Consider the following 16,474-nt stretch of genomic DNA (forward strand, 5'->3'; position numbering starts at 1 on the left):
AATCTAGCGCGAGGCGGGCCGTGCGCGCGTCGTGAGCCGTGCCAGCCCGCCGCCGCAATGATGCCAGCGCCGCTTCGGCCCGACATCGACATGCACGATGCCGTTGCAATAGGTGCCGAGGCCGCCGATGGCGGGTGCCGAGCGCGCGGCCGCCAGGATGCGGTTTACCGAAACGCCGGGAACGCGGATATCCGCCGCAAGGCATTTGCGGTGATAGGAGCCGCGCCGCCCGTTCGAGCGGTGGCCGGACGTGACGAGGGGCCTTCGACCGACCGCGCGGGCGATATGCGACAGCACACCCCTGAGCTTGCCGGGGAAACATCGGTGCCGCACGCGCGGTGTCTGGATGCTGTATGTTTTCGCCACCACGTCCTTGTCGGTCCTGGCGGCGTGCTTGTCGTTGCGGCCTGCCGTGGTCTCCGTCGCGAAGAGCGATGTCACAGCCACGATGCAGGCAAGCAGAATGGAACCGTTTCTTCGCACGGTGTCCTCCCGTTTTGCGCCCCTTCGTCACAAAACGGCCGATCGGGATCGACCTTCCCTCAAATCCCCGCAGCCAGGAACAACCGGAAAGTGTCATTTATAAGGACTCCCTGATGAGAGGTGTCGCCGCGAGATCGGCCCCACTTGATCGGCGTCCCGGCGCCGTGCATAAGCGCGGCGTATTTCTATCGCAGATCCGTCCGCAGGACCGGGCCGGAGACTGCGCGTGCAACAGGACCAGGCCCTCCACCCGCCTGAAGGAAACCGTCATGAGCGCATTCAAGCCCCTCGTCTTCTCCGGCGTGCAGCCGACCGGCAATCTCCACCTCGGCAACTATCTCGGCGCGATCCGCAAGTTCGTGGCGCTGCAGGATGATAACGACTGCATCTATTGCGTCGTGGACCTGCACGCCATCACCGCGCAGCTGGTGCACGAGGATATGCGCGGCCAGATCCGCTCGATTGCCGCCGCCTTCATCGCCGCCGGCATCGATCCGAAGAAGCACATCGTCTTCAACCAGTCCGCCGTGCCGCAGCATGCCGAGCTTGCCTGGATCTTCAACTGCGTGGCGCGCATCGGCTGGATGGAGCGCATGACCCAGTTCAAGGACAAGACCGGCGGCAAGAATGCCGAACAGGTCTCGCTCGGTCTGCTTGCCTATCCGAGCCTGATGGCCGCCGATATCCTCGTCTACCGCGCGACGCATGTGCCCGTCGGCGACGACCAGAAGCAGCACCTGGAGCTGACCCGCGACATCGCGCAGAAGTTCAACATCGACTTCGGCAATCACATCCGCAAGGCCGGCACCGGCGTGGATATCGTGGTCGGCGAGGAGCCGGTGCACGCCTATTTCCCGATGGTCGAGCCGCTGATCGGCGGACCGGCACCGCGCGTCATGAGCCTGCGCGACGGCACGAAGAAGATGTCGAAGTCCGATGCCTCCGACCTGTCGCGCATCAACCTCACCGACGATGCCGAGACGATCTCCAAGAAGATCCGCAAGGCCAAGACCGATCCGGACGCCTTGCCGAGCGAGGTCGAGGGCCTGAAGGGACGCCCCGAGGCGGACAACCTCGTCGGCATCTATGCGGCCCTCGCCGACAAGACCAAGGCCGAGGTTCTCGCCGAGTTCGGCGGCCAGCAGTTCTCGGCCTTCAAGCCGGCGCTGGTCGATCTCTCGGTCAACGTTCTCTCGCCGATCACGGATGAGATGCGCCGCCTGATGGACGACACGAGCCATATCGACGCCATCCTGCGCGATGGTGGCGAAAGGGCACGCGCGCGGGCCGAAAAAACCATGAAGGAAGTCCGCGACATCGTCGGTTTTGTGCAGTAAGGTCGACCCCGAAACGTCTTAGAGAGAAGGGGGCCGCATGGTTTCTCGACGACTTTCCCGCCTGGAAGGCCACCGCCGCAAATTTCTGGCCGTCATCGACGATACGCCGGAATGCCAGCGCGCCGTGCACTATGCGGGAATGCGTGCGAAGAATTCCAACGGCGCCGTCGTGCTGCTCTACGTGATCGCCAATGGCGATTTCCAGCAATGGCTGGGTGTCGAGGAGATCATGCGGGCGGAAGCGCGCGAGGAGGCCGAGGCCGTGCTCGCCAAGGCCGGCCAGGCGCTGCGCGAGGCCATCGGCATCGAGCCGGAAACGGTGATTCGCGAAGGCGTGGCCAGCGAGGCGATCAACAGCCTGATCGAGGAAGACCGCGACATCGCGATCCTCGTTCTCGCCGCCGGATCGTCAAAGGAAGGGCCGGGACCGCTCGTCACGTCGCTCGCCAGCCGCGCGCAGGCGTTTCCGATCCCCGTCACGGTCATCCCCGACCAGCTGAGCGACGAGGAACTGGATGCGCTGAGCTGAGGTCTCGACCTTGAAGAGAACGACCAAAAGGTTTATCTTCTTTTGAACGTTTCTAAAGAATATGGCCGCGAGCCTGTCCGGCCGCACGGAGAGTAAGATGTTCATCCAGACCGAATCGACGCCGAACCCGTCGACCCTGAAGTTCCTGCCGGGCAAGGTGGTGCTGGAGAGCGGCACGGCCGAGTTCCGCGACGAGACCGAAGCGCGCGCCGCGTCCCCGCTTGCCGCCCGCCTCTTCGGCATTCCCGGCGTCACGGGTGTCTTCCTCGGCTATGACTTCATCACCGTCACCAAGGACGGTGCCGATTGGCAGCACATGAAGCCGGCCATCCTCGGCAACATCATGGAACACTTCATGTCCGGCCAGCCGGTGCTGGCCAGCGGCGCCTTCGGTGGCAATGGTGATGACGAGGGCGAGTTCTTCGAGGCGGGCGACGAGACCATCGTCGCAACCATCAAGGAACTGCTCGATACGCGCGTGCGCCCGGCCGTCGCCCAGGATGGCGGCGACATTACATTCAAGGGTTTCCGCGACGGCGTCGTCTACCTCAACATGAAGGGCGCCTGCTCGGGCTGCCCGTCCTCGACGGCGACGCTCAAGCACGGCGTCCAGAACCTTCTTCGCCATTTCGTACCGGAAGTGCAGGAAGTTGAAGCCGTCGCATAAGGCCTGCCGCGCGCATCGCCGGTGCCCGGCATGATCGTCCTGGCGATCGATACGGCGGGAACAGGCTGCTTTGCCGCGCTCTATGATTCCGACAGGGACACCGTCCTCGGCGCCGCCGGCGCCGATATCGGCCGCGGCCATGCCGAGCGGCTGATGGAATTCGTCGATGCCGCGCTCGAGGCGGCCGGCATGGATCTTCCCGATATCGACCGCATTGCCGTCACCATCGGCCCAGGCTCCTTCACGGGCATCCGCGTGGGTGTCGCCGCTGGGCGCGGTCTAGCGCTGGCGCTTGGCGTGCCGGCCGTCGGGGTCTCGACGCTTGCCGCCCTTGCCGCCGACCGGCCGGGACCCTCGCTCATCGCCATCGATGCCAAGCGCGACGAGGTCTATTGGCAGCGGTTCGCAGCCGATGGCAGCGCGGCCACGCCGCCGGCGATCGCCTCGGTCGAGGAGGCCCGCGCCATCGCGCTGGGCGAGGGGGAAGCGCTCGGCGGCTCGGCTGCGGCGCTGCTGCGCGCAGATGCTGAAGCAGAGGCGGACGGCGTTTCCATCGCCACCGTCGCCAGGCTTGGCGCCCGTCTCGATCCCGAGGCCAGCCAGCCGAAGCCGCTTTATCTGCGTGGGCCCGATGCCAAGCCGCAGGCGGGCTTTGCGATCCGGAGGGCGTGAATGTCTCTCAGCGACTACTTCATCCGCAAGCCTGTCTTCGAGATCTTCCCGCTCGAAAAGGATGACGTCGCGCTCGCCGCGGCCGTGCACAAGCTGCGATTTGCCCAGCCCTGGAACGACGGCGAACTTCATTCGCTGCTGTCGCAGGACACCGTCTTCGGCTTTCTGGCTCTGAAGGCCGGCGTGGCGGAGCGTGCAGCGGGCGGGTTCGTGCTTGCGCGCGCCACGGCCGGCGAGGCGGAAATCCTGACCATCGGCGTCGACCAGCGCTTCGGGCGCGGCGGTCTCGGCTGGCGGCTCATGCTGGCAGCGCTGCGTGAGGCGAAGATGCGCGGTGCGGAGGATATTTTCTTGGAGGTGGATGCGGCCAATCAAGCCGCCTGCGGCCTCTATGCGAAGCTCGGCTTCGCCAAGGTCGGCGAGCGCAAGGCCTATTACGCCTCGGCCGATGGCGGCCGCTCCACGGCGCTTGTCATGCGGCGCGATCTTCGCTAGTCCCCTTTCGGGAGGCCGGAAGAACGAGGGCAGGTCGTATGACGTATGTCGAGAAATCGCTGGAAGAGCTGTGTGTCGAGCGCGGCATGCGCATGACCGAACAGCGCCGCGTTATCGCGCGCGTATTGGAGGGCTCCGCCGACCATCCCGACGTGGAGGAGCTCTATCGTCGCTCCTCGGCCATCGATTCGCGCATTTCCATCTCCACCGTCTACCGCACCGTCAAACTGTTCGAGGATGCCGGCATCATCGAGCGCCATGATTTCCGCGACGGACGGTCGCGGTATGAGACCGTGCCGGACGAGCATCACGATCATCTCATCGATCTGAAACATGGCCACGTTATCGAGTTCCACTCCCCGGAAATCGAGGCCCTGCAGGAGCGCATCGCCCGCGAGCACGGCTTCAAGCTGGTCGATCACCGGCTGGAGCTATACGGCATCCCGCTCAAGGAGGGTGAGTGAGGTCCGTCGCCGTTCCCACTTTGAGACCTCTCTCCCTGACATCGGTCCGGTGAGCGCTTGATCACCTGGCTGCGCATCGCCATCGGCGTGATGGTCCTTCTTGCGGTCACGCTCCTGCTCTTGCCGTTCCAGCTCCTCGGCCTGCGCTTCAACTGGAAGATCCGCCGCTTTCTGCCGCGCCTTTGGCATCGTGTCGCCTGCCGGGTGCTCGGCATCAGGGTGCGAGTGCATGGCGTGCCGGAGGCGAAGCGTCCGCTGCTTCTGGCCGCCAACCATGCCTCGTGGAAGGATATCCTGGTGCTGGGCTCGGTCGCCGACGTCGTCTATATCGCCAAATCCGAGGTGCGCGGCTGGCCGGTCTTCGGCATTCTCGCCCGCCTCCAGGCGACGATCTTCGTGGAGCGCGAGCAGCGCCAGAAGACCGGTGAACAGGTCAACGAGATCGCAGAGCGCCTGGCGGCCGGCGAGATCGTCGTGCTCTTTCCCGAGGGAACGACCTCCGACGGCAATCGCCTGCTGGAGGTGAAGTCCTCGCTCTTCGGTGCGGCCGCCTCCGCCGTGCCGCATGCGCCCGACGGCATCGTGCACATCCAGCCCGTTTCCATTGCCTATACCGGCCTGCACGGCATGGCGATGGGCCGCTACCACCGCCCGATCGCCGCCTGGCCGGGCGATATCGAACTCATGCCCCATCTCATGGGCATCCTGCGCGCCGGGGCCGTGGACGTCGATGTCGATTTCGGCGAGCGCGTCGATTACACGCGCACGAGCAACCGCAAGGCGGTGAGCCGCACGGTCGAGGCGCGCATCCGCGCCATGCTCGGCGCCCGCCTGCGCGGCCGATAGGGCGCGGCCGCAGCGGCGAAAACAAAGAATCGCTTCATTCTCCGGGCTTTTTCCACTATGGAAGCGGCCATGAGCGAACAGTCCCTCTCTGCCCCCGATGCCCCCGTGGCCACGCCGAACACCCGCAAGGTCTTCGTGAAGACCTACGGCTGCCAGATGAACGTCTATGACAGCGACCGCATGACGGACGCCCTGTCGAAGGACGGCTATCAGGCGACGGACGTGCTGGAAGAGGCCGATCTGGTGCTGCTCAACACCTGTCATATCCGCGAGAAGGCCGCCGAGAAGGTCTATTCCGAGCTCGGCCGCCTGCGTGAGATGAAGAAGGCGCGCGCCAGGGACGGCCGCGAGATGGTGATCGGCGTCACCGGCTGCGTCGCCCAGGCCGAGGGCAAGGAAATCCTGCGCCGCGCGCCGGCCGTGGACCTCGTCGTCGGTCCGCAGACCTATCACCGCCTGCCCGATGCGCTGCGTCGCGCCAAGGGCGGCGAGCGTGTCGTCGAGACGGACTATGCCATCGAGGACAAGTTCGAGCACCTGCCGGCGCCGGAAAAGGCCAGGACCCGCGCGCGCGGCGTCACCGCCTTCCTCACCGTGCAGGAAGGCTGCGACAAGTTCTGCACCTTCTGCGTCGTGCCCTATACGCGCGGCTCGGAGGTCTCCCGGCCGGTCGCGCAGATCGTCACGGAGGCCGAGCGCCTCGTCGAGGGCGGCGTGCGCGAGATCACCCTGCTCGGCCAGAACGTCAATGCCTGGCACGGTCTCGGGCCCGATGGAACCGAGTGGGGCCTGGGCGACCTGCTCTACCGCCTCGCCGAAATCGAGGGCCTGGCGCGCCTGCGGTATACGACCAGCCATCCGCGCGACATGGATGACCGCCTGATCGAGGCCCATCGCGACCTGTCCAAGCTGATGCCCTATTTGCATCTGCCCGTGCAGTCCGGCTCCGACCGCATCCTGAAAGCCATGAACCGGCGCCACACGGCCGCCGAATATGTCGCCCTCATCGAGCGCATCCGCGCCGTCCAGCCGGACCTCGCGATCTCGGGCGATTTCATCGTCGGCTTCCCCGGCGAGACGGATGAGGACTTCGAGGATACGATGCGCCTCATCGGAACCGTCGGTTATGCACAGGCATTTTCGTTCAAGTATTCCATCCGTCCCGGCACGCCGGGGGCGGAGATGGACGGCCATGTGGCCGAGGACGTGAAGGCCGAACGCCTTGAAAGATTGCAGGCTTTGCTGTTTCGCCAGCAGCGCGAATTCGCCAGGACGTGCATCGGCAAGGAGATCGACCTGCTCCTGGAGAAGCCCGGCCGCATGCCCGGCCAGCTCGTCGGCCGCTCGCCCTGGCTCCAGCCTGTGAATATTGATGCAAAAGGTTCTGAAATCGGTGACATTATCCGGGTACGAATCATCGATGCCGGGCCCAACAGCCTCTTCGCCGAAGCGATCGGTTGACGGGTTTCACACAAGGAGCTTGACCGCTTGAACGGACACGAACTGATGACGTCCTCGCCGCGCCAGTCGAAGACCGAGACCGACGCAAATCAATTCGTCCTGACTTTCGAGAACAATCGATACGCAAGCGAGCTCTTCGGCCAGTTCGATCAGCACCTGAAGCTCATCGAGCAGCGCCTGCACATCGATGCGCGGGCCCGCGGCAACTCCGTCGTCATCTCCGGTGACGTGGTGGCCACCAGCCAGGCCCGCCGGGCACTGGACTATCTTTACGACCGCCTCCAGAAGGGCGGCTCCATCGAGCTTTCCGATGTCGAGGGCGCCATCCGCATGGCGATCGCAGCCGACGACCAGCTGTCGCTGCCGACCATGGAGCGCAAGGCCAAGCTGACCATGTCGCAGATCTCCACCCGCAAGAAGACGATCGCCGCCCGCACGCCGACGCAGGATACCTATATCCGCGCGCTCGAGCGCTCCGAGCTGGTCTTCGGCGTCGGCCCGGCCGGTACGGGCAAGACCTATCTTGCCGTTGCCTATGCCGCCCAGCTTCTGGAGCGCGGCGCCGTCGACCGCATCATCCTGTCGCGCCCGGCCGTGGAAGCCGGTGAGCGCCTCGGTTTCCTGCCCGGCGACATGAAGGAAAAGGTCGATCCCTACCTGCGCCCGCTCTATGACGCGCTTTACGACATGATGCCGGGCGACAAGGTCGAACGCGCCATCACCGCCGGCGTCATCGAGATCGCGCCGCTCGCCTTCATGCGCGGCCGCACGCTCGCCAATGCCGCCGTCATCCTCGACGAGGCGCAGAACACGACATCGATGCAGATGAAGATGTTCCTGACCCGTCTTGGCGAAAATGGCCGCATGATCGTCACCGGCGACCCGAGCCAGGTGGACCTGCCGCGCGGCGTCAAGTCGGGCCTCGTCGAGGCCCTGCAGATCCTGCATGGCGTCGAAGGGGTCTCGGTCGTGCGCTTCAAGGATGTCGACGTGGTGCGCCATCCGATGGTCGCACGCATCGTGCGGGCCTACGAGGCGACGACGGCCGTGCACGACGAAAGCGAGCAGATCGACCGCTGAGGTCGGCACGTCCGATGAGCCAGCTCGACATCCAGATTTCCATAGAGGAGGGCCAATGGCCCTCCGAAGAACGCCTGTTCGACATGAGCACGCATGTGCTCGGTGCTGCCGTCGATTTCCTGCGCGAAACCGAAAGGCAGCCCTTTCCGAAGACAGGCGCCCCGGAAGTCTCGCTCGTCTTCACCAGCGATGCGGAGATCCGCGGCATCAATGCGCAGTGGCGCAGCCAGGACAAGCCGACCAATGTCCTGTCCTTTCCGGCCTTCCCGCTGACGCCGGGCAAAATGCCGGGACCGATGCTCGGCGACATCATTTTTGCAGAGGAAACATTGACCCGCGAGGCTGCCGAACTCGGCAAGTCTTTCGACGACCATCTCACCCATCTGATGGTGCATGGATTTCTGCATCTCTTCGGCTATGATCACATCGACGCGGACGAGGCGGAAAAAATGGAAGGGCTTGAGACTCGCATTCTTGCCGGGCTTGGCCTATCTGACCCCTACGGGGACGATCCCGATTAACCAGTTTGGACCAATGAGCGACTTCAGAAACCAGTCCGTAGCGACGGAAAAGCACGAGGCGGATGCCTCCAGTCAGGACGAGGCGGGCAGTAGTACCAGCGCGCCGAAGCAGGAAAACGGGGGCCGGACATCCTTCTGGTCCCGCGCAGCGCGGCTTTGGCGCATGACAGGGGCCTCCAGCCTCCGCAAGGACCTCGCAGAGGCCTTGATGACGGAAGAGAGCGGCGGCGAGCCGGCCTTCCTGCCCGAAGAACGGGCGATGCTGCACAACATTCTCCGCTTCCGCGAGGTGCGGGTCGAGGACGTGATGGTCCCGCGCGCCGATATCGAGGCCGTCGACCAGGACATCACGATCGCCGAGCTGATGGTGATCTTCGAGGATTCCGGCCGCTCGCGCATGCCGGTCTACCATGAAAGCCTCGATGATCCGCGCGGCATGGTCCATATCCGCGACCTGCTCGCCTATGTCACCAAGCAGGCCCGCAACAAGCGCCGCAGCGGCGCCAAGGCCGCGCCCGCAAACGGCGAGAAGCCGGTTCGCACGCCGAAGGCCGAATTCGACCTCGGCCGCGTCGATCTTTCCAAGACCGTCGCGGAAGCCGGCATCATCCGGCAGGTGCTGTTCGTGCCGCCGTCGATGCTGGCCGCCGACCTGATGGCGCGCATGCAGGCCGACCGCACGCAGATGGCGCTCGTCATCGATGAATATGGCGGCACGGACGGCCTCGCCTCGCTGGAGGACATCGTCGAGATGGTCGTCGGCGATATCGAGGACGAGCACGACGACGAAGAAGCCATGATCCAGCGCGCCGGCGACGACGTGTTCATCGCGGATGCCCGCGTCGAGCTGGAGGAACTGGCCGAAGCGATCGGCCCGGATTTCGACATCCGCGACCAGCTGGAGGATGCCGATACGCTCGGCGGCCTCATCTTCGCATCGCTCGGACGCATTCCGGTGCGCGGCGAGGTCGTGCAGGCGGTGCCGGGCTTCGAATTCCATGTTCTGGATGCCGACCCGCGTCGCGTGAAGCGCGTGCGTGTCACCCGCAAGCGCGCCAGCGCCGTACGCCGCCGGGAACGCCGCCCGGAAGGCGAGGCGGGGGCGGTGACACCGGAGCGCGCAACGGTTTCGGAGCCGCAGGCCGACAGCACCGGCACGGATTGAGCCGTCCTGAGATAATCTTGAAAATGATCTGCGCCTTGTCCTGCCGTGACGCGGGACAAGGCGCTGGTTTTTTGGGAGACTGGCGCGGCTGATTCGGGGAAAGCGACAAGAAGGGGACGGCATGGAGCGGCTTGCGGGCACGGTCATGCTCCTGTCTGGAAAAAGACGGGCGCTTGTTGCATTTCTTGCGGGCCTGATCGGCGTCCTGGCGCTGCCGCCCTTCGGCTTCCTCGCGGCGCTGTTCGTTTCCTTCACGCTTCTCGTCTGGCTGCTCGATGGTGCGACTGCCGCGCCCGAAGCGGGCTTCGTCCGGCGCCTGGCGCCCGCCTTCCGCATCGGCTGGCTGTTCGGCTTCGGCTATTTCGTCGGCGGACTGTGGTGGCTCGGCAATGCGTTGCTGGTGGAGGCGGATGCGTTTGCCTGGGCCGTGCCGCTCGCCGTGCTGGGGCTCCCGGCCTTCCTTGCCTTCTATTACGGTTTTGCCACAGCGCTCGCCCGGCTCTTCTGGTCCGACGGCATGGGCCGGATCGCCGCGCTCGCCTTCGCCTTCGGTGTGGGAGAATGGCTGCGCGGTACGCTGTTCACCGGCTTTCCCTGGAATGCCGTCGGTTATGGCATGATGCCGGTCCCGCTGCTCATGCAATCCGCCGGCCTCGTCGGCATCGCCGGCATGAACGTGCTCGCCGTCTTCGTCTTCGCCGCCCCCGCGCTGCTCGGCACGCGGCGGGGAAGGGTGGCCGGCCTCGGCCTCGCCGTCATCCTGTTTGCCGCCCATCTCGGCTATGGCGCCTATGCGCTTCATGTCCTGCCGCTGCCGGAAAACCAGGCGACCGTCATCCGCCTCGTCCAGCCGGTCATCGACCAGGCCATGAAGCTCGATGATTCCGCCCGTGCGGATATCTTCGAAAAGCACCTGGCGCTGAGCGCGGCCAGGCCTGCCGAGGGGGGCAAGCGGCCGGACATTATCGTCTGGCCGGAAACCTCCATTCCCTTCATCCTCACGGACAATCCCGATGCGCTCGTGCGCATCGCCGAGGTCCTGGAAGACGACCAGGTGTTGATCGCCGGGGCGGTGCGCACCGAAAGTGCGGGATCCGGCAAGGCGCCGCGCTACTACAACTCCATCTACGCGATCGACGGCAAGGGGCAGATCATCGGCGCGGCCGACAAGGTTCATCTCGTGCCCTTCGGCGAATACATGCCCTTTGCCGATGTCTTCGAAAGCCTCGGCGTATCCCCTGTCGCCATGCCCGGCGGGTTTTCCCCGGCACGCGAGCATCCCCTGTTGAACGCCCTCGGCACGGGCCTTTATCCGCTGATCTGCTACGAGGCGATCTTCCCGTCCGAGATCGGTCCCGCATCCGACGCGGCCGCTGCCCTGCTGAATGTGACGAACGATGCGTGGTTCGGCGACACGCCCGGGCCCTACCAGCATTTCCAGCAGGCGCGTCTTCGCGCCGTGGAGCGCGGCATGCCGTTGATTCGCGCGGCCAACAACGGTATTTCCGCCGTCGTCGATGCCAGGGGCGAGGTGATCTCGGGCCTGTCCTACGACGTCACGGGTTTCGTGGATGCAACCCTTCCGGGTAAGATTGCGCAGGGCCGGTGGACGAAGTGGCGGGATTGGGTCTTTCCCGCTCTTCTTGGTCTTTTCTTTCTTGTGGCGAGCATTTCACGCATTGGTTTTAGAAACAGATTGAATTGACCAAAAACCCCTAAAATAGCATAGTGCCCGCCACCGGTCGTTCTGCTGTAGTGTCGGACTCTCCGGAGGTCGCGCATACAACGTGACGTTAAGTATTCAGTAAGGGTGCCGGTCGGGGTGGGGCCATTTCCGCGTTAGGACCAAAGTGATGATGGAAAACAAGAAGAAGCCGAATCCGATCGACATTCATGTCGGCAGCAGAATTCGGCTTCGCAGGACCATGCTCGGTATGAGCCAGGAGAAGCTGGGCGAAAGCCTCGGCATCACCTTCCAGCAGATCCAGAAATACGAGAAGGGCACGAACCGCGTTGGCGCAAGCCGGTTGCAGAACATTTCGAGCATTCTCAACGTGCCTGTCTCATTCTTTTTCGAGGATGCACCCGGTGACACCGCTGACTCCCAGAGCGGTTTTGCCGATGCGTCCAGCTCCAATTATGTGGTGGATTTCCTGTCGTCCTCCGAAGGCCTGCAGCTGAACCGCGCCTTCGTGAAGATCACCGATCCCAAGGTGCGCCGCAAGCTCGTCGATCTCGTCAAGGCGCTGGCAGCCGAAGCCGAAATCGAATGATCGCGTTCAGCAAGATGGTCTGAAAAGGCGGCCCTTCGGGGCCGTTTTTTTGTGCGCGCAGGAGAAGGAAATTTCGATATAAAGATATTCTTATGTCCTTCTGTTCTTGTTTTTGGGCGATGAACTGAATAACAACATCGAAGTCTGTTTTCTTTGAGGGGACTTCCCGCATGCGCAGCAATTATCTCTTCACCAGCGAGTCCGTCGCCGAGGGCCATCCGGACAAGGTTTGCGACCGCATCTCCGACGAGATCGTGGATCTCGTCTATCGTGAGGCTGTGAAGTCGAAGGTCGATCCGTGGTCGGTCCGCATCGCATGCGAGACGCTCGCCACCACCAACCGGGTCGTCATCGCCGGTGAAGTGCGCCTGCCGCCGAGCCTTCTGAAGAAGGACAAGGACGGCAATGACGTCATCAACCCGTCGAAGTTCAAGTCCGCCGCGCGCAAGGCGATCCGTGACATCGGCTACGAGCAGGACGGCTTCCACTGGAAGACGGCGAAGATCGACGTGCTGCTGCATTCCCAGTCGGCGGATATCGCCCAGGGCGTCGACAATGCCGCCGACAGGCAGGGCGACGAGGGCGCCGGCGATCAGGGCATCATGTTCGGTTACGCCTGCCGCGAAACGGCGGAGCTTATGCCCGCACCGCTGTATTATTCGCACCGCATCCTCCAGCTGCTCGCCGAGGCCCGCAAGAAGGGCGTGGGCGATGCCGGCAAGCTCGGCCCGGATGCCAAGAGCCAGGTGACCGTGCGTTACGTCGACGGCAAGCCCGCAGACGTCGCCTCGATCGTCCTGTCCACCCAGCATCTCGATGAAAGCTGGGATTCCAAGAAGGTGCGCGAGGTCGTCGAGCCCTATATCCGCGAGGCCCTGCACGACATCGCGATCGCCGACGATTGCGTCTGGTACATCAACCCGACGGGCAAGTTCGTCATCGGCGGCCCGGATGGCGACGCCGGCCTGACCGGCCGCAAGATCATCGTCGACACCTATGGCGGCGCGGCACCCCATGGCGGCGGCGCCTTCTCCGGCAAGGACACGACCAAGGTCGATCGTTCGGCCGCCTATGCCGCGCGCTACCTCGCCAAGAACGTGGTGGCCGCCGGCCTGGCCGACCGTTGCACGATCCAGATTTCCTATGCCATCGGCGTCGCGCAGCCGCTGTCGATCTATGTCGACCTGCACGGCACGGGCAAGGTGAGCGAGGACGAAGTGGAAGCCGCGATCCGCAAAGTCATGGACCTGTCGCCATCCGGTATCCGCCGCCATCTGGACCTCAACAAGCCGATCTACGCCAAGACGTCCGCCTATGGCCATTTCGGCCGCAAGGCCGGCCGTGACGGCTCCTTCTCCTGGGAGCGCCTCGACCTCGTCAAGGCCCTCAAGGAAGCGCTGAAGAACTGAGATCGCCATGACCGATGCAGAGCGCCGCAGCCGCGCGACCGAGGCCTTCTTCGGTCGCCGCAAGGGAAAACCGCTGAGGGAGCGGCAGGCGCATCATCTCGAGACGCTGCTTCCGGCGCTGAAGGTCGACCTTTCGGCACCGGCGCCGGCCGACATCGCGTCGCTCTATGATTTCAAGCCGGCGCGCGTCCGGCTCGAAATCGGCTTCGGCGGCGGCGAGCATCTCATTCATCGCGCGCAGGAAACGCCGGATACCGCCTTCATCGGCGTCGAGCCCTTCGTCAACTCCATGGCCAAGCTCATCGGTAGCATCGAGGACACTGGCGCGAAGAACATCCGCCTCTACGACGACGATGCGACGGAATTGCTGGATTGGTTGCCGGCGGCGTCGATCGATCAGATCGATCTTCTCTATCCCGACCCCTGGCCGAAGAAGAAGCACTGGAAGCGGCGCTTCGTGTCCAGGATCAACCTGGATCGCTTTGCCCGCGTGCTGAAACCGGGCGGGCACTTCTGTTTCGCGTCCGACATCGACACCTATGTCAACTGGACGCTGATGCACTGCGGGGCGCATCCCGCCTTCGTATGGACCGCGGAAAACGCGGCCGACTGGCTGACGCCCTATGCCGGCTGGCCGGGCACGCGCTACGAGGCCAAGGCCAAGCGCGAAGGCCGCAAGTCCGCCTACCTCACCTTCCGCCGTCTCTGACGGAAGGTTCCGGTTCCGGGGTCAGTGGAGGCTGACGGTGCGCAGGTCGTCCTCGGCAGCCTTGTAGAAGGTGCTGGAACGATTGTCGGTCAGCAGGATTGGCGTGCCGTCGGCGCCGAACAGGGCCCACAGGTCGAGGCTGGGGTCGATCTCGGGCGCCTCGGGAAAGACGCGCGAAACTTCATCCGCCTTCATCTTCCTGATGTAGCCGACTTCGCCCTCGCCCAGATGTGCGAGATCTGCCTTCGAAACGGTGGGGGTAATGGTCTTCAGTCCCATCTTTGCCTCCATGGCAATGCCGGCAAGTGCCGGCCGCTGGGCGCCCGCGTCCATAAGGGAGCTCGGTGCGTCAGCGATCAGGTTACGCTCGAGACGGTCCGGCGGGGTGTTGCCGCAGGAACGGCTCATGATCTAGTCTGATACGGAAATGTTAATTTTCTTTACCATTCGCTGCGGTTCCGGCCGGATGAGATCGACCGAGAGAAGGCCGTTCTTCAACTCGGCACCCTCCACGCGCATGCCCTCGGCAAGGACGAAGGTGCGCTGGAACTGGCGAGCGGCAATGCCGCGGTAAAGATAATCCCGTTCGTTGCTGTCGGTTTGGCGACCGCGGATGACGAGCTGGCTTTCCTCTGTCGTGACATCGAGCTCCTCTTCGGAGAAACCCGCCACGGCCAGCGTGATGCGCAGGCGCTCTGGCGCACCCGTCGCGTCGTTCGAACGCAGCCGTTCGATATTGTAGGGGGGATAGCCATCGTTGCCCTTGGCGATACGCTCCAGGGTTTTTTCCATGGCGTCGAAGCCCAGCAGCAGCGGGCTTGCGAAAGGGGTCATGCGAGACATACGTCCAGTCCTTGCTTTCAAGCGACCAAGACGGGACCCGAAACCGGCATCCCGACGGAACCAATATGGTGACTGTGCGCTTGCGGCGCAAGACGCTTGCGAAGCGCGATTTCGCAAATATAGTCGCCGCTTCGCCCGCGCGGTGCTGGCGAAAACCATGAAGAGACGAGGACGCAACGGCATGTCTGAGCCGAGGAAAATCATCATCGATACCGATCCTGGCCAGGACGACGCCGCCGCGATCATGCTGGCGCTCGGCAGCCCCGAGCTGGAAATCCTCGGCATCACGACCGTCGCCGGGAACGTGCCGCTGTCGCGGACTTCCACGAATGCCCGCATCATCCTGGAATTCTGCGGCCGCACCGACATCAAGGTCTTTGCCGGCGCCGAAGGGCCGATTGCCCGTCCGCTGGTGACCGCCGAGCATGTGCATGGCAAGACCGGCCTGGACGGTCCGGACCTGCATGAGCCGCAAATGCCGCTCCAGCCGCAGCATGCCGTCGACTTCATCATCGAGACGTTGAAGCGCGAGCCGGCGGGCACCGTCACGCTTTGCACCCTCGGCCCGCTCACGAACATCGCCCTGGCGCTGGAAAAGGCGCCCGAGATCGCAGGCCGGGTGCGCGAACTGGTCATGATGGGCGGCGGTTTCTTCGAGGGCGGCAACATCACGCCGGCGGCCGAATTCAACGTCTATGTCGATCCCGAGGCGGCGGCCGCCGTCTTCAAGTCCGGCATTCCGATCGTCATGATGCCGCTCGATGTCACCCACAAGGTGCTGACGCTGAAGAGCCGCGTCGAAAAGCTCCGCGCCATCGGCAACCGCCCGGGCAGGGCCCTGGTGGAGATGCTGGAATTCTTCGAGCGGTTCGACGTGGAGAAATATGGCTCCGATGGCGGCCCGCTGCATGATCCGACCGTCATAGCCTATCTTCTGAACCCCGACCTGTTCTCCGGCCGTGATTGCAATGTGGAGGTTGAAACGACGTCGCCGCTCACGGCCGGCATGACGGTGGTGGACTGGTGGCAGGTGACGGGCCGCAGGCACAATGCCCGGGTCATGAAGGAGGTCGATGCCGACGGGTTCTTCGCCCTGCTCACCGAGCGCGTCGGGCGCCTCTGATGCGGGGTTCGCGCGTCGCCAGCCCTGCGGTGGAGGTCCGTTTCCACAAGGAGATGATGGGCCTCTACGACCGGTTCGCCGGCCTCGGCTTCCGTCCTGTCCTGCTGCGCCGCTTCGTGCTGCTCAACGGCGGCGTGGCGGCGGCGAAGGAACTCGTCTTCAAACCCGGCACGACGGGCCTGGAACGGCTGCTCGATGCCGGCAAGGCCGAGCTTTCCATGGAGGCGCTGATGCTGCGGCCGGAATACCAGCCGCTCTTCTCCGAGCTCGAGTTGAAGGAAGCCTCCCAACGGCTGGCCAGCGCCACGCGGTCGCGCTCACGCGGGCGGCTGCAGGTGCAACCGACCCAGCCGAAGTAGCCCAGGCAGCCACCGCCAACGAAAAAGGCCGGCGTTTC

Annotated in this window: 20 protein-coding genes; 17 read left to right on the forward strand and 3 right to left on the reverse strand. The window is 64.3% G+C overall.

Features of this window, described 5'->3' with window-relative positions; all coding sequences use genetic code 11:
- Window positions 1-3: 3 nt before the first annotated feature.
- Entirely contained in the window at window positions 4-483 is a 480-nt protein-coding gene (locus K6301_RS00135) for a YcbK family protein (RefSeq protein ID WP_370340561.1), read from the reverse strand.
- Window positions 484-752: 269 nt separating this feature from the next.
- Between K6301_RS00135 and trpS the strand changes: the two genes are divergently transcribed.
- The 15 genes from trpS to trmB all read left to right on the forward strand — a co-directional run bounded on the left by trpS (window position 753) and on the right by trmB (window position 14,111).
- Window positions 753-1,820 (forward strand): tryptophan--tRNA ligase, encoded by a 1,068-nt coding sequence (gene trpS / locus K6301_RS00140; RefSeq protein WP_247218483.1) that lies wholly within the window; start codon window positions 753-755, stop codon window positions 1,818-1,820.
- A gap of 37 nt (window positions 1,821-1,857) precedes the next feature.
- Window positions 1,858-2,349 (forward strand): universal stress protein, encoded by a 492-nt coding sequence (locus tag K6301_RS00145; protein WP_134648031.1) that lies wholly within the window; start codon window positions 1,858-1,860, stop codon window positions 2,347-2,349.
- Window positions 2,350-2,446: 97 nt separating this feature from the next.
- Entirely contained in the window at window positions 2,447-3,016 is a 570-nt protein-coding gene (locus tag K6301_RS00150) for a NifU family protein (RefSeq protein WP_134648029.1), read from the forward strand.
- A 30-nt stretch (window positions 3,017-3,046) separates the two neighbouring features.
- Window positions 3,047-3,688 carry a tRNA (adenosine(37)-N6)-threonylcarbamoyltransferase complex dimerization subunit type 1 TsaB gene (tsaB, locus tag K6301_RS00155; RefSeq protein ID WP_247218484.1) on the forward strand — a complete coding sequence of 214 codons (642 nt, stop codon included), beginning with the start codon at window positions 3,047-3,049 and terminating at the stop codon, window positions 3,686-3,688.
- Window positions 3,689-4,183: a GNAT family N-acetyltransferase gene (locus K6301_RS00160; RefSeq protein ID WP_160870210.1), complete on the forward strand. Its 495-nt coding sequence runs from the start codon at window positions 3,689-3,691 to the stop codon at window positions 4,181-4,183.
- A gap of 38 nt (window positions 4,184-4,221) precedes the next feature.
- Window positions 4,222-4,647: a Fur family transcriptional regulator gene (locus K6301_RS00165; protein WP_134648023.1), complete on the forward strand. Its 426-nt coding sequence runs from the start codon at window positions 4,222-4,224 to the stop codon at window positions 4,645-4,647.
- Window positions 4,648-4,704: 57 nt separating this feature from the next.
- Window positions 4,705-5,493: a lyso-ornithine lipid O-acyltransferase gene (gene olsA / locus K6301_RS00170; protein WP_247218486.1), complete on the forward strand. Its 789-nt coding sequence runs from the start codon at window positions 4,705-4,707 to the stop codon at window positions 5,491-5,493.
- Between the two features lie 69 nt (window positions 5,494-5,562).
- Window positions 5,563-6,954 (forward strand): tRNA (N6-isopentenyl adenosine(37)-C2)-methylthiotransferase MiaB, encoded by a 1,392-nt coding sequence (gene miaB / locus K6301_RS00175; protein ID WP_247218488.1) that lies wholly within the window; start codon window positions 5,563-5,565, stop codon window positions 6,952-6,954.
- 27 nt (window positions 6,955-6,981) lie between these two features.
- On the forward strand, window positions 6,982-8,034 hold the full coding sequence (locus K6301_RS00180) for a PhoH family protein (protein WP_134648017.1): 1,053 nt from the start codon (window positions 6,982-6,984) through the stop codon (window positions 8,032-8,034).
- 14 nt (window positions 8,035-8,048) lie between these two features.
- Window positions 8,049-8,555 (forward strand): rRNA maturation RNase YbeY, encoded by a 507-nt coding sequence (ybeY, locus tag K6301_RS00185; RefSeq protein ID WP_247218490.1) that lies wholly within the window; start codon window positions 8,049-8,051, stop codon window positions 8,553-8,555.
- Window positions 8,556-8,568: 13 nt separating this feature from the next.
- Window positions 8,569-9,720, forward strand: a complete 1,152-nt coding sequence (locus K6301_RS00190; RefSeq protein WP_247218492.1) for a hemolysin family protein — start codon at window positions 8,569-8,571, stop codon at window positions 9,718-9,720.
- A gap of 121 nt (window positions 9,721-9,841) precedes the next feature.
- Complete coding sequence (lnt, locus tag K6301_RS00195; protein ID WP_247218494.1) at window positions 9,842-11,425, forward strand: apolipoprotein N-acyltransferase; 1,584 nt, start codon at window positions 9,842-9,844, stop codon at window positions 11,423-11,425.
- Window positions 11,426-11,573: 148 nt separating this feature from the next.
- Window positions 11,574-11,993, forward strand: a complete 420-nt coding sequence (locus K6301_RS00200) for a helix-turn-helix domain-containing protein (protein ID WP_134648009.1) — start codon at window positions 11,574-11,576, stop codon at window positions 11,991-11,993.
- A gap of 170 nt (window positions 11,994-12,163) precedes the next feature.
- On the forward strand, window positions 12,164-13,402 hold the full coding sequence (gene metK / locus K6301_RS00205; RefSeq protein ID WP_247218496.1) for a methionine adenosyltransferase: 1,239 nt from the start codon (window positions 12,164-12,166) through the stop codon (window positions 13,400-13,402).
- Between the two features lie 7 nt (window positions 13,403-13,409).
- Window positions 13,410-14,111 carry a tRNA (guanosine(46)-N7)-methyltransferase TrmB gene (trmB, locus tag K6301_RS00210; protein WP_247218498.1) on the forward strand — a complete coding sequence of 234 codons (702 nt, stop codon included), beginning with the start codon at window positions 13,410-13,412 and terminating at the stop codon, window positions 14,109-14,111.
- A gap of 21 nt (window positions 14,112-14,132) precedes the next feature.
- On the opposite strand, the gene K6301_RS00215 is transcribed toward trmB, so the two are convergent.
- Both K6301_RS00215 and K6301_RS00220 read right to left on the reverse strand, forming a co-directional pair.
- A complete protein-coding gene (locus K6301_RS00215; RefSeq protein ID WP_134648220.1) occupies window positions 14,133-14,390 on the reverse strand; it encodes a BQ00720 family protein in 258 nt (85 codons plus the stop codon).
- A 132-nt stretch (window positions 14,391-14,522) separates the two neighbouring features.
- The gene (locus K6301_RS00220; protein ID WP_134648003.1) at window positions 14,523-14,954 is read right to left on the reverse strand and encodes an Hsp20 family protein; all 432 of its coding nucleotides are present in this window, start codon (window positions 14,952-14,954) and stop codon (window positions 14,523-14,525) included.
- A 181-nt stretch (window positions 14,955-15,135) separates the two neighbouring features.
- On the opposite strand from K6301_RS00220, the gene K6301_RS00225 reads away from it, so the two are divergent.
- The gene (locus K6301_RS00225) at window positions 15,136-16,077 is read left to right on the forward strand and encodes a nucleoside hydrolase (RefSeq protein WP_247218500.1); all 942 of its coding nucleotides are present in this window, start codon (window positions 15,136-15,138) and stop codon (window positions 16,075-16,077) included.
- Entirely contained in the window at window positions 16,077-16,436 is a 360-nt protein-coding gene (locus K6301_RS00230; protein ID WP_247218503.1) for a hypothetical protein, read from the forward strand. Before K6301_RS00225 ends, K6301_RS00230 begins: the two co-directional genes overlap by 1 nt.
- Window positions 16,437-16,474 lie beyond the last annotated feature (38 nt).

The organism is Shinella oryzae, from assembly GCF_023038235.1.
GTDB lineage: Bacteria > Pseudomonadota > Alphaproteobacteria > Rhizobiales > Rhizobiaceae > Shinella > Shinella sumterensis.